Below are 13,563 nucleotides of genomic sequence, written 5' to 3'. Positions count from 1 at the left end.
TTTTATCCAAACCCTGCCCGGAAAGCCAGAAAGCAGGGCCGTCGGAGTTAGAGAGTTTTTTTTCAAGAACCGTCACTTTACCTATTCCTATAGAAATCCTGACGGTCAAACTAGTTTTAAGCTTTAAGAAATATTTAATCCTTAAAGCTTCAGTAAGTCCACCTTCTTTTAATAAAATTTGAAAGGAGTCTCCTCGTATAAAAAAATCATATTGTCCCACAGAATTATCAGAAAGCTCCTGAAAGGCCGCAGTTAACTGATCTCTTTCAGAAGCTTTCAGTTTTGTTGAGTCTATGATATCGCCGGTTAGTACTTGCATTATTTTATTAATATGTACAAATATATACATATTTTTAATTTATGCATATTTAAGTGCATATTATTGGATTATGTGTTTATGGATGCATATTTTATAGCGGATCAGGTATCAACTGAGGTAAGTGGATTTCGGCCAACATACACCTGGCAGAGCCGCCGCCTAATGTTTCTATCAGGCCAAGTTCAGCGTCCATAATCTCAGTTTTTGACCTTAAAAAGTCAAGCTGTATTCGATTCAAACTTCTAAGTGCTTTAGATGACATAACCAATATGCTATTTCCATGAGAATTTTCTACTTGAAGCATATTTCCAGCAAAGTTTTCCATTTGATCCATAGAAATGAGCACAGGTTCTTTGCCATTATCTTTTAAAGATTTTAAAACCAATTCCCGCTGATTTACATCCTTAATAGTATCTGCACAAATCACAGAAAAGTCTTCACCAATAGCCATGAGTACATTCGTATGATAAATGGAAATATTATCATTATCAGAGGCATCAAAAGTGATGATTTTATAATCTGGAAAGAGTTTTTGCCAGATATCTAGAACCTCTTTATGGGTTCTACTAGACAAGCAAGCGTAAGCTATTTTGTTAGTTCTGTCCAAGACTAAACTTCCCGTGCCTTCTAGATATAATCCGTCTTCTTCACTTTTGCTAATGTCAATAATCTCTTCGGTATTAAACGCATTCTTTATTATTTCAAGAATGTCTTGTCGCCTTTCTAGTCTTCTGTTCTTTGCTTCCATCGGGTACAAAACTATTCTCCCGTCTGCATGAAAAGACACCCAATTGTTCGGGAAAATGCTATCTGGGCTTCTCGGTTCTACAGTGTCGTCAACCGTCAATACGTTTACACCGGATGCCCTAAGCTTAGATACAAAAGCATCAAAGTGTTTCAGAGCGTTTTCTTGAGGTTTTTCGCCTGCGACAAGGTCTTGCATAAAAGCATTACTTTCGGCTGTTTGCTCATTAAATCCAAAGCAAACAGGGCGAATCATTAGTATGTTGGAGGTACATTGTTTTTCCATTATATAGATGTTCTCAATAATGGTAAACTCATGCAATGAGAGCCTCCTCTGGCCCTTGAGAGTTCTGCCGAAGGCAACAGAATAATTGTATTTTTCAAAGTTTCTGGAGACTTTAGCCCTGCTTCGAAATCATCTAATAAATCTTTAGCAGATATGATGTCAAAACCCGCATTTATAAAAGCTTCTGAAGTCTTATTGTTTCTATCATAGCCTATGGCCACACCTTCTTTTAAGACCAAAAGGTTGCAGGAGTCTGTCCATTGCTCTCTGGCACCATAAGGAAATTCGTTATTTCCAGAATAAACAAAAACAACTTCTTTATCGGTTTTCAAGTCGGTTTTAGATATGTCTATCAATAAATCCTCAAGGTTTTCAAATGTCTTAGAAAATTCTTCCCCATTCTCTACATAAAACTGTTTGATAATTAACTCCTCTGCCTTGTTTCTTTGTCCCAAGTCTTCCCATAAAGAATCCTTTTTGTGCTTTTCTGCTGCACGACCTATGGATGCCAAAAGCACCCAAACATTTTTCTTTATTTGCGTAAAAATGGTGTCTATGTGCATATAATCTCTCTTAGCAGGAATTTTAATCAAGGTCACCTTAGTTAAGATTTTCATATCAAAAAGTTTACGCATAACCTGCCTACCAGCTTCTACACTGGTTCTTTCGCTTATACCTATTAAAAGATGGTTTGGAGCCACCATCATAACATCACCACCTTCCAAAGTCTCGTCTTTTTTGCCCATTTCATTTTCTGGCATTAAAAACTGCTCTTCATTTTCTTCTATTTCTATCAAGTTTTCTCTGAGGCTTTTGAATACAGGGTGATTGAAAAAAATGTATTTAGCCAATAAAGATTCTCTTCTTCTAGCCAGTTTCGCAGGTTTGTTAAGCAGAAAGTGACCATTTATCATGATGCCAATATCCCTGGTGAAAATAAGATTAGGGATAGGGGAGAAGTACATTTCTCCAGATTTGGTCATGCCCGTAATAAGTAATCTAGTGAGCTCTAGGTCTGGCAGGGCCAAGAAACCTTCCATCTCTTTATAGGAACACTCTTCTATAGCACTTACGGCCGCCACCAACCTACTTTTAATGCCATTATCTGCTAAGACTTCCTTTAATAAAACTTCAAATTCTAAGACTTTTTCAGATGAGAAATATGCTTTACTATCCGGAATGTAGAAGTTCCTGTTTGCTGCATTATCAATTTCCGCTAGTTTCCCTTTCACTTTTTCAGGGTCTAAGAAATAGAGTAGGAGCTTTACGTAATAATCGTATTCATGCTTTCGCATGGTTTCTAAATGCACTATGTCCTCAAAAAGCCAATCCTGTGCTTTAGAAGGCACTACTTTGCCAAGCCCGCTATCTGGACTGTGAATTACTAATTTCTTTAGCGTTGATATCTCACTATTTACATGAAAATCCATGATTATTCGGTTTATATTATAATTATTTATTCCCCATTTTAGACTAGAAATTAAGATCACATAAAACCAAAAAGAGCCATATAATATAATATTAAACCCTTGAAATGAGACAAGTAAGAAGCCATCTTGATTAAGTTTGGATATCGTTAGATTTCAAATAAACAAAAGTAATAAGAAGTTTCTACTCAATAATCACATTTAATCGAACGGATTACTTTCAATATAGGTTTATATATTGAAATATGATTTTGCAAAGAAAAATGGTATCTTTGCAGCCCAATTAAAGACAAAAAAATTGTTCAGCATGCTGAAAGTCAGTAACTTACACGCAAGAGTAGAGGATAAGGAGATATTAAGAGGTATCAATCTCGAGGTTAAACCAGGCGAAGTACACGCTATCATGGGTCCTAATGGATCTGGTAAAAGTACATTAGCTTCTGTTTTAGCTGGAAGGGAAGATTATGAAGTAACCGAAGGTTCTGTGGAATTTTTAGGTAAAGATTTGCTAGATATGGCTCCTGAAGAAAGAGCTGCAGAAGGCGTATTTTTAGCTTTCCAATATCCTGTAGAAATATCTGGTGTTACGACCATTAATTTCTTAAAAACGGCCATCAATCAAATAAGAAAATATAAAGGTGAGGGTCCTTTGGGTGCCGCTAGTTTTCTTAAACTAATGAAGGAAAAAGCTAAGTTGGTGAAGATTGATGATAAGCTTTTAAGAAGATCATTAAACGAAGGTTTCTCTGGTGGAGAGAAAAAGCGTAATGAAATTTTTCAAATGGCTATGCTTGAGCCTGTTTTAGGCATTTTAGACGAAACAGATTCAGGCTTGGATATTGATGCCCTTAGAATCGTGGCAGATGGTGTAAACCAATTGAAAAATGAAAATCGTTCATTTGTCGTTATTACCCACTACCAGAGACTTTTAGATTACATAGTCCCTGATTATGTACATGTACTTTATCAAGGAAGAATAGTTAAATCTGGTACAAAAGATTTAGCCTTAGAGCTAGAGGAGAAAGGGTATGACTGGATTATAAAGGAAGTAGCTGATGCCGACGGAGCAATAGCATAATAAATTAAGAATTTCAATGTCTGAGAATAGTTTGCAAAGCCAAATAAAAGAGGTATTTCAAAAGCAACAGGCCAATTTAAATGGTAGTGTTGGGGAAGCCTATAACCAAAGACGTGTAAAGGCAATAAATAGTTTTGAGCAATTAGGTTTTCCAACCACAAAACATGAGGAATGGAAATATTCTAATGTTAAAAATTTGGTAGGAGGAACATATAACCTTAATTCTGATAAATCTTTAAGCAAAGAAGAAATTGATTCTTTTGAGCTTCCAGACTTAAAAGGGATTATCATCTATTTTGTTAATGGGGTATATAGGGCAGAACTTTCTGATCTATCTCAAGCCGAAGGTAAAGTTAGCATTCAAACTTTGAGCGAGGCTCAAAAAGAAAATGCTTCTTTACTAAACGACCACTTTTCTAAATATTCTAATGATGATTTAGAAGCGTTTACAGCTATTAATACGGCTATAGCTAGCCAAGGTGTGGTTATTACTGTAAATGATAATGTTACACTAGAATTTCCAATCATTTTAAGAATGGTTTCGGATGTACGTAAAGAAAATATAGCATCCACACTTAGAAACTTGGTAGTAGTTGGAAAGAATGCTGAGGTTAAAATAGCAGAGTCTTTTAGAACGCTAGGAGAGTCTTCTGCTTATGTTAATACGGTTACAGAGATAGTGGTTTCTGAAGATGCTAGAGTAGATTATTATAAGGTTCAAGACGATAATAACGCATCTTATCATATAGGGACTACCAGTGTTTACCAGAAAGATAAAAGTTACTTTTATGCTGCTACCATTACAGTTAATGGTGGTTTTGTAAGAAATAACCTTCATCTAGAGATTGATGGAGAGTATGTTGAGAGTTTTATGTATGGTCTATATGTTCCTAACGAAAACCAGCATATTGATAATCATACGGTAGCTGACCACAAAAAGCCTAACTCTGTTTCTAACGAACTTTATAAGGGCGTTTTGATGGATAAGTCTACAGGGGTTTTTAATGGTAAAATATTTGTGAGACGAGAAGCACAAAAGACAAATGCATACCAAAACTGTAGAAACGTAGTAGTTTCTGATAGTGCCACCATGAACACTAAGCCGCAGCTAGAAATATGGGCAGATGATGTGAAATGTTCACATGGTGCTACCACGGGTATGCTAAATGATGAGGCCATTTTCTATATGCAATCAAGAGGTATTCCTAAAGAAGAGGCTATCAGAATGCAATTATTAGCTTTTGCTGATGATGTAGTTTCTCAAATTAAGATAGATTCTATTAGAGATTATTTAGCAGATTTAATACACGCAAAATTGGCTTAAAATTCGGATAGCATTAACTGTAGGAAAACACAGTCAAGCCATTTACCGTTTTTGAAACCTATTTCTTTAAAGGTTCCAATTTCCTTAAAACCAAATTTTAGATGAAAATCTATACTTGGTACATTGCTAGCATCAATACCGGCCGTCATACTATGATGGCCGTCTTTTTTTGCACGCTCTATTAATGCCAGCATCAGTGCTTTTCCGTAGCCTTTACCCTGTAAGTTAGGACGCAGGTAGACACCATGTTCTAGACTGTATCTATAGCCATTTCTTGCTCTAAATTGACCATAAGTGCCGTATCCTAGTATTTCATTATTAACATCTAAAACGAAAATAGGATAGCTGTGTTCCTCCTTCTCTTTAAAAAAACTTTCAAAGAAATGCATGTCCTTTGGTTCACTATCATAGTTATACGTTGTGTTTAGAATGTAATGATTCCAAATTTCTGAAATTGAATTAAGGTCTGAAAGTTGAGCTTCTCTGATGATCATTTTTTTAATAGAAGTTTAATACTGGCTAAATGGGAAAACAGTACCATAGGTACTATAAAAGAGGCTAACCAAACAAAAGGAAATTTAAGAATTCCCTTATTGGGCTGGTCAAATGCCATTTGTTGAAATGGCGACTCTACAGAAAGAATTGCCATAACTACAATATTTAAAAGAAGAAAAAGGGACAATAAATTCCATAAGATCATTCTGTTTTTATCTAGAATTGGCTTTCTTAAGCCGTAAAATATGATAAGGGGTGCAGTGATTCCAGCTATGATGTCATAATTCCGTCCTTCAAAAGTCATTATTTCTGGGATTTGGGACGAAATAAAAAGCAACCAAAGTACTATTTCTACAGGAATCCTTATGGTATGAATCCAATGAAGAGATTCTAGGTCAAGTCCATCTATAAAGGTTTTACCTTTTTTTGATACGAAAAGATAAGCAATGAAAATCAAAGCAGGAACTACGGCAAAGGCGAATTTAGGGGGTATACTGTCGGTATCCCGATAAAACCCAGTATAAGCTAAATATGCCTGAAGAGATAACCATACAAACAAAATACTTAAGATGTTTATAGATGGTTTAAATGCTTTTTTATAGAGCCAAACACCGTATAATGTAGTAAGGGTAAAGATTAAACTGACGTATTCTGGAATTTCTTTGTCCATCGTTTTTTTTCAAATATACGGCTCAATCGTTTTCATTCTTAATATTTAGATCCATGTCTTCGTAAAAACCTAACTGTTGGTCTTTTGATAATTTGGTATAAAAGGCAATTTGCCCCGTATGGTAGGAGAGGTGCTCTACAACATGAATTAAAATACCAATTCCGGAAAAAGTAAAACCCTGCACCTGTCTTTCTTTCAGCCATGCTTCTTCGGAAAGGTTCTCTACTATTTTTACGGCTTCTGTTATGGTGTTTTCAAATTTTAAATAGAGTTCACTTTTTGAATATCCTCCAATCGTCTCAAATTCTTCATCTCTATGTCTTTGGTCATTTCGATTTCCCAAAGATGATATGGCATACTGCCTAACATTCCCACACAGGTGAAGTATCAAATTTCCCATGCTGTTAGAGGCATAGCTTGGTTTCTTCCAAACCTCTGTTTCGCTTAGTAAATCGAGGCATTTCTTTATCCTTGGAGGGTTTTCTTCCATTCGGAAAATGCACTGTTCTACAAAAGCTTTTTTGAAATTTGACATGACTTAAATTTTGACACAAAATAAAGGAATTCCAAGAAATAAATTATTTAGAATTTTTCCAAACTTATTGAATCTTGGTGTTGTTGCTAGAGAGAACAAAGAAATACACGTTTTGACTAATCTGGATATAGATAAAATAAGAGCAGATTTTCCAATTTTAGACCAAGAGGTTAATGGGAAAAAGCTAGTTTATTTTGATAATGCGGCCACGACCCAAAAGCCAAATGTGGTTATAGATGCTTTAAGCGGATATTATAAAGGCTATAATGCTAATATACATAGAGGCATTCATCATCTTGCGGAGAAGGCAACCGCGGCTTTTGAATTGTCCAGAAAGACGATAAAAGAGTTTTTAAATGCTGAAAGTACGGACGAAATTATATTTACATACGGTACTACTGATGGTATTAACCTGATTTCTCAAACTTACGGACGCAAGTTTCTTAAGGAAGGCGATGAAATTATTATCAGTACTATGGAGCACCACTCTAATATAGTACCATGGCAAATGCTTTGTGAAGAAAATGGCTGTTTGCTAAAAGTGATTCCTATTAATGATGATGGAGATATAGATTTTGAAGCCTACCAGAGTCTCTTAAATGAAAAGACAAAGATAGTTTCTGTGGTTTATGCTTCTAATGCTTTAGGAACCATAAATCCCATCAAAGAAATTATAGAAGAAGCTCATAAAGTAGGGGCTGTAACTGTGGTGGACGCAGCTCAGGCGGTTTCACATATAGATATTGATGTGCAGGCTTTAGATGTAGATTTCTTATGTTTTTCTGCTCATAAATTGTACGGACCAACAGGAATGGGAGCACTTTATGGTAAAAGAGAGCTTTTAGATAAAATGCCACCTTGGCGTGGGGGTGGGGAGATGATTAAAGATGTTTCTTTTGAAAAAACCACTTATAATGAACTTCCGTATAAATTTGAAGCCGGAACGCCTAATATTGCTGATGTAATAGGCATTACTGCTGCCATAGACTATGTTAATGCCTTGGGTAAGAAAAATATTGCAGCTTACGAAAATCAGTTATTACAATACGCTACAGGTAAACTTGAAGCTATATCTGGTTTAAGAATAATTGGAAAGGCCAAGAAAAAAGTGAGTGTGCTTTCTTTTGTGATGGATGGCATTCATCCCCAAGACATTGGAGTATTGTTAGATCAGCAAGGCATAGCGATAAGAACGGGACATCACTGCACACAGCCTCTCATGCAGCGTTTTGGCTTGGTAGGAACTTCAAGAGCCTCTTTTGCGGTTTATAACACAGAGGAAGAGATAGATAGATTGGTCTCTGGAATTGAAAAAGCGAAACGTTTTTTATTGTAATTTTGTAAAGAGACGCTAAAAATAAGGATAGATAGAGGATGACGATAAAAGAAATACAAGAAGAAATAATTGAAGATTTTGAACTTTTTGACGACTGGGAAGGCAAATATGAGTATATCATAGACCTTGGTAAAACACTTCCTGTAATGCCAGATGAGCTTAAAACGGACGACAATATTATTAAGGGTTGTCAATCCTTGGTTTGGCTTCATGCTTATGCAGAAGGAGATAAAGTGTTTTTTCAGGCAGATAGTCAAGCCATAATAGTGAAAGGATTAGTGAGCATGTTATTAAAAGTTTTATCTGGACATAAGGCAGAAGAGATTTTAAATAGCGATTTATATTTTATTGAAAAAGTGGGATTAGCTGGTCATTTAGCTCAGACAAGGTCAAATGGACTTGCGTCAATGGTTAAACAAATGAAAATGTATGCTTTGGCATATACAAGCCAAGAATTAAAGTTATGACAGAAGTAGAAACAGATTTAAAAGAAAAGGTATTAGAGGCCATAAAAGAGGTTTATGACCCAGAGATACCTGTGGATGTGTTTGAACTGGGTTTAATATATGAAATCAAAATTTTCCCAGTAAATAATGTTTACATTCTAATGACTTTAACTTCACCTTCTTGCCCCTCTGCAGAAGCAATTCCAGCAGAAATTGAGCAAAAAGTGAGAGAAGTGGAAGGCGTAAGTGATGTAACTATAGAGCTTACTTTTGACCCGCCATATAGTCAAGACATGATGTCTGAAGTGGCGAAACTGGAGCTAGGCTTCATGTAAAGAATTTAGAATCAAATTTGAACAATTAAATTAAATAGATATGTATCCTCCTCATTTAGTAGCACCTATGAAAGCCCAGCTTACAGACGCTGGTTTTACAGAGCTTCTTACTGCTGCAGACGTAGATAATTTTATAGAAAATCAAAAAGGTACGGCATTGATCGTTATTAATTCGGTATGTGGATGTGCTGCTGGAACTTGTCGTCCAGGAGTATTAGCTTCTTTAGCTAATGCTGAGCATAAGCCAGACCAATTGGTAACTGTTTTTGCTGGTTTTGATACGGAAGCTACTCAGCGTATGCGTGATCACATTCCAATGCCTCCATCTTCTCCATCTATAGCCCTTTATAAGGATGGTGAGTTGGCTCATTTTGTAGAAAGACATCACATTGAAGGTCGTTCTGCTGAAATGATAGCACAGCACTTAGGAATGGTTTATGACGAAATCTGTGCTACCGAAGTATAATTAAAAAATCAATCATCCTGCCCTTTATTTAAGAGTAAGGAAATCTTTACAGCCTGTGAGCATTTGCTCTCAGGCTTTTTGTTTAAACGCCCCTAAAGAAATTACGTATTCGCCAAAACGTTATTTATGAAATTTTCTTTAAGGTTTTTGAAATATTTTCATAATTCATATAGTCAATGGTTCAGTTAAGATATATAATGCCAGCATAGTCTATGTTATTTATCTGAATGGCATAAAATTTGAGGTTTTCATCGTGTATAATACGGAAGAATTAAATTCAGAAGCTCTATTCTTCGTGGTCATTTTTTAATGATAGATAAATCCTAATATGTCTAAAAGAAAAGCAACGTTTGATAGTAACATGATTAAAATGATGGAAATAATCATGCAAAAAATATTGTGCGAGGGACTAATGGTGCGTTCAATCTTATCTAAAAAGAAACGATTTTATTCAAAAAACAAAAAATTGGATAGTGCTAAAATGGAGAATTTAGACTATTCCAGATTAACACCAGAACAAAAATCGCTCTCTAGACTAAATAGAAAAGACGCTGAGGACTTTTTCAAACAAATAGATTTGGTCAATCCGGATGTTTCAATTGAAAGTATAACAACCATACCTCTGAAAGATCCTCAAGGAAAAAACTTGGGTAACCTTTTAGTTTTCTTAAAAGCTGAGGATAAGGAGCCAGTCCCAAATTTGATACAAATCGAGCTGGATCTGCTTGGCAGTATTATAAATGAGTGTTATGAGTACTCTAACCTTTATTTTTACGAAAATGTGTTCCATATTTCTTCTGAAATGGTTTGTGTAGCTGGAATGGACGGTTTTTTTAAAAAAATAAACCCAGCTTTTAGAAGAACATTACGATGGTCTGAAGCAGATATCTTGAAAACCCAATGTATAGATTTTATACATCCTGACGATGTTAAGGAGGTAACCAGCATCATTAAAACCTTTAATAGGAGTACTAAAAGTGTTGATCTCAAGTTAAGATTGAAACAGAAATCAGGGGCTTATAGTAAAACGGAATGGGTAGTAAGTATAGATTTTTCAAATGGTTTACTCTATGGTATAGGAAGAGATATTACTAGGCTTGAAGAAACCAAAGTTGAACTCGTTCGAGCTAATAAAATGCTGGAAAAAACCAACAAGGTTGCCAAAATTGGAGGCTGGGAGTTTGATGCTTTAACCGAGGAATTATACTGGACCTCTATCACCGAAGAAATTCATGAAGTAGGAGCGAATTATAAGCCTAACTTAGCAGAAGGCCTTGGTTTCTATAAAGAAGGCGAGAGTTTGGATAAAATATCTGGAGCGTTCAAGAAAGCTTTAGTATTCGGCGAATCCTTTGACGTTGAGCTTGAGATAATCACATTTAAGGGTAATGAAAAATGGGTAAGAACGATAGGTAATCCAAATTTTGAAAATGGGCAATGCGTAAAAATTACAGGTACTTTCCAAGATATCACTAGAGATAAGAAGAACAGTTTGGCTTTAGAAGCCATTAATACCCGAATGGAGGCGGTTCTGAATGCCAGCACCGAAACTTCTATAATAGCTACAGACCTGAACGGGAGAATCACTCATTTTAATTCAGGATCGGAGATTTTACTAGGCTATACCGCTAAAGAATTGGTAGGTATTTATACGCCAATTATTTTTTATGATCAAAAAGAATTAGAACAACAAGCCAAAGAGAATTCCAAAGAATTTGGATTTAAAGTGAATCCCGGTATAGATAGCTTTAGGTTAAGATCAAAACTCGGTTTACCCGATAATGGCGAGTACTCTTATATAAGAAGAGATAATGAAAAAATTGATGTAAAGGTATCTGTAACACCTATTAAAGATAGTAAAGAGGAGATCGTGGGATACTTAAGTGTGGCCGTAGATATCACAGAAAAGAACTTATGGGAGAAAAAAATACTTGAAAACGAGAAGAGATATAGAATTTTCTTTGACAACTCCAACGTGGTGATGTATACCCATGACATGAACGGAAACTTTATGTCAATAAACACGATAGGAGCACAGCTAATTGGCTTTTCTAAGGCAGAAATACTGAAAAAAAACATTATTGATATAGTCCCTATAAAGTCCAAAGTAAGCTTCCCCTTTTATTTAAAAGAACTTGCCGAAAATGGCAAATCTAAAGGCCTTATGCAGGTGGTCAACTATAGTGGTAAGGAAATTACTTGGATGTATAATAATGTGGTGGTGGAGTCTGTAAAAGGAGATGAGTATGTGCTTGGAACTGTCATGGACATCACGGATAGGATAGAGCTTGAGCGAGACTTAAATGAATCAAAGAAACTCGCAGAATTCAATGCTAAAATGAAGGATCTTTTCTTGGCCAACATGAGCCATGAAATTAGGACTCCAATGAACGCCATTACGGGTTTTGGGACACTCCTAAATGATACCAGGCTAGATGAAGAACAGAAAGACTATTTAAAATCAATAAATACGGCATCTTCTAATTTGCTGAATATCATTAACGATATCTTAGATTTTTCCAAGATTGAATCTGGTCAAATAAGTATAGAAAGTGTAGAGTTTGATTTGTTGGAACAATTAGGCAATGTAGAGCGAGTACTTAAAAGAAATGCAGAAGAAAAAGGACTAAGTTTTAAAGTTGAATTGGATACGAAAACACCTAGATTTGTGCTTGGAGATCCAACAAGACTAAATCAAATTCTGACCAATTTAATCAGTAACGCTATTAAGTTTACGGAGTCTGGGTTTATTAAGATAGAAGTTTTTGTAACTAAAGTTGAAAATGACTTTCAAGAGATTCAATTTAATATTCTGGACTCTGGTATTGGGATTCCAGCGGATAAAATTGAGATAATTTTTGAAAGGTTCACCCAAGCAAACACCAATACGACAAGAAAATATGGAGGAACGGGCCTAGGTTTAAGTATTTCTAAATCCCTTGTAGAACTACAAAATGGAACATTTTTGGTCAAAAGTGAAGAGGGTGTTGGTTCATGCTTCGGGTTTAATATTCCGTTTAAAAATAGAAAACAAGAAGAAATTGTAAAACCAGACGTTAAGAAATCAATTTTACAACATTCGGGCTTGAAGATTCTTTTGGTGGAAGACAACATTTTGAATCAGAAACTGGCTATGAAAGTGCTGGAAAAGCAAGGTTTCAATGCTAAGATGGCTTGCAATGGTCGAAAAGCGGCAGACATACTCGAAAGCGAAACGTTTGATTTAATCCTGATGGATCTTCAAATGCCCGAAATGGATGGATATCAGACTACACAGCATATCAGAAATGTGCTAAGATTGGAAATTCCAATCATAGCCATGACCGCACATTCATTGGTGGGAGAAAAGGAGAAGTGCATTCGGGTAGGAATGAACGATTATCTTCCAAAACCTTTCAAGCAGGAAGAACTGTATGATAAAATTTTAGCACTTACAAAATATAGAGATATGAATTCAAAGACAAATACGGCTAAAGCTACCTATGATCTTAATTACCTAAGAACGATGGCAGAAGGAAATAAAGAATTTGAAAAGGAAATTATTAACACATCTTTGGTCCATATTCCAGAGAGTTTAAAAGAATTATTAAACGCCATAAGATTATTGGATTTGAAAGAAATTAGTGCTGTGGCTCATAGGCTAAAATCTTCTTTTTATGTGATGGGTATTGAAGACCAGTCACTTTTGAAACAATTCGAACTGAATGGAATAGATGATCTCACAACACTTGAAAATATGTATTTCAAACTGGAGGGTATTTATTTAGAAACAAAAGTGTGCTTGGAGAGTGAATTGGAACATTATTACGCCTAAAAGGCAAAAAATAAAGAAAATATGAAGATAATGTTGGTTGAAGACGACGCCCTACTTCTAAGAACATTAGAGTATAAATTGGAGAAAAGTGGTTTCGAGATTGATTCTTGTAAGAATGGATACGATGCCATAGAGTATTTAAAATCTAATGTACCAGACCTCATTGTGACGGATATAATGATGCCGTTTATTAATGGATTAGAAATAGTTAGTCATGTGAGGAATATCATGAATAATCAAAGCCTGCCTATTATTGTTTTGAGTTCGGCTGGATTAGAGAAAACGGTT

At 35.5% G+C, this 13,563-nt stretch carries 13 protein-coding genes and 1 pseudogene; 8 read left to right on the top strand and 6 right to left on the bottom strand.

All coding sequences use genetic code 11. From position 1 onward, the window contains the following. The 3 genes and pseudogenes from ACTBZY_RS10010 to ACTBZY_RS10000 form a co-directional block, all read right to left on the bottom strand. Positions 1-319, bottom strand: a pseudogene (locus ACTBZY_RS10010) (hypothetical protein); the annotation flags it as partial. Between the two features lie 91 nt (positions 320-410). Then, positions 411-1,349, bottom strand: coding sequence for a citrulline utilization hydrolase CtlX (gene ctlX, locus ACTBZY_RS10005; RefSeq protein WP_463046191.1), 939 nt, complete (start codon positions 1,347-1,349; stop codon positions 411-413). Then, the gene (locus tag ACTBZY_RS10000) at positions 1,349-2,779 is read right to left on the bottom strand and encodes an arginine deiminase family protein (protein WP_463046190.1); all 1,431 of its coding nucleotides are present in this window, start codon (positions 2,777-2,779) and stop codon (positions 1,349-1,351) included. Before ACTBZY_RS10000 ends, ctlX begins: the two co-directional genes overlap by 1 nt. A gap of 304 nt (positions 2,780-3,083) precedes the next feature. Between ACTBZY_RS10000 and sufC the strand changes: the two genes are divergently transcribed. Together sufC and sufD are read left to right on the top strand one after the other, a co-directional pair. Beyond that, entirely contained in the window at positions 3,084-3,854 is a 771-nt protein-coding gene (gene sufC, locus ACTBZY_RS09995) for a Fe-S cluster assembly ATPase SufC (RefSeq protein WP_463046189.1), read from the top strand. 16 nt (positions 3,855-3,870) lie between these two features. Further along, complete coding sequence (gene sufD / locus ACTBZY_RS09990) at positions 3,871-5,178, top strand: Fe-S cluster assembly protein SufD (RefSeq protein WP_463046188.1); 1,308 nt, start codon at positions 3,871-3,873, stop codon at positions 5,176-5,178. Here the strand turns inward: sufD and ACTBZY_RS09985 are convergent. The 3 genes from ACTBZY_RS09985 to ACTBZY_RS09975 are packed head-to-tail and all read right to left on the bottom strand — an operon-like array spanning position 5,175 to position 6,878. After that, positions 5,175-5,672 (bottom strand): N-acetyltransferase family protein, encoded by a 498-nt coding sequence (locus ACTBZY_RS09985; protein ID WP_463046187.1) that lies wholly within the window; start codon positions 5,670-5,672, stop codon positions 5,175-5,177. The genes sufD and ACTBZY_RS09985 overlap by 4 nt on opposite strands. After that, positions 5,669-6,343: a hypothetical protein gene (locus ACTBZY_RS09980; RefSeq protein ID WP_463046186.1), complete on the bottom strand. Its 675-nt coding sequence runs from the start codon at positions 6,341-6,343 to the stop codon at positions 5,669-5,671. Before ACTBZY_RS09980 ends, ACTBZY_RS09985 begins: the two co-directional genes overlap by 4 nt. A gap of 22 nt (positions 6,344-6,365) precedes the next feature. After that, complete coding sequence (locus ACTBZY_RS09975) at positions 6,366-6,878, bottom strand: DinB family protein (protein WP_463046185.1); 513 nt, start codon at positions 6,876-6,878, stop codon at positions 6,366-6,368. Between the two features lie 112 nt (positions 6,879-6,990). On the opposite strand from ACTBZY_RS09975, the gene ACTBZY_RS09970 reads away from it, so the two are divergent. The 6 genes from ACTBZY_RS09970 to ACTBZY_RS09945 form a co-directional block, all read left to right on the top strand. Continuing rightward, positions 6,991-8,214, top strand: a complete 1,224-nt coding sequence (locus ACTBZY_RS09970) for a SufS family cysteine desulfurase (protein WP_463046192.1) — start codon at positions 6,991-6,993, stop codon at positions 8,212-8,214. A 38-nt stretch (positions 8,215-8,252) separates the two neighbouring features. Then, complete coding sequence (locus tag ACTBZY_RS09965; RefSeq protein WP_463046184.1) at positions 8,253-8,681, top strand: SufE family protein; 429 nt, start codon at positions 8,253-8,255, stop codon at positions 8,679-8,681. Next, positions 8,678-8,995, top strand: coding sequence for a DUF59 domain-containing protein (locus tag ACTBZY_RS09960; protein WP_463046183.1), 318 nt, complete (start codon positions 8,678-8,680; stop codon positions 8,993-8,995). Before ACTBZY_RS09965 ends, ACTBZY_RS09960 begins: the two co-directional genes overlap by 4 nt. A 40-nt stretch (positions 8,996-9,035) precedes the next feature. After that, a complete protein-coding gene (locus tag ACTBZY_RS09955) occupies positions 9,036-9,461 on the top strand; it encodes a BrxA/BrxB family bacilliredoxin (protein WP_463046182.1) in 426 nt (141 codons plus the stop codon). Positions 9,462-9,942: 481 nt separating this feature from the next. Then, positions 9,943-13,275: a PAS domain-containing hybrid sensor histidine kinase/response regulator gene (locus ACTBZY_RS09950; RefSeq protein ID WP_463046181.1), complete on the top strand. Its 3,333-nt coding sequence runs from the start codon at positions 9,943-9,945 to the stop codon at positions 13,273-13,275. A 21-nt stretch (positions 13,276-13,296) separates the two neighbouring features. Next, positions 13,297-13,563: response regulator (locus ACTBZY_RS09945; protein ID WP_463046180.1), on the top strand; the 267-nt coding region annotated here is incomplete at its 3' end.

The organism is Arcticibacterium sp. (assembly GCF_055134445.1).
This window is presented reverse-complemented; position numbering and strand designations above follow the sequence as displayed.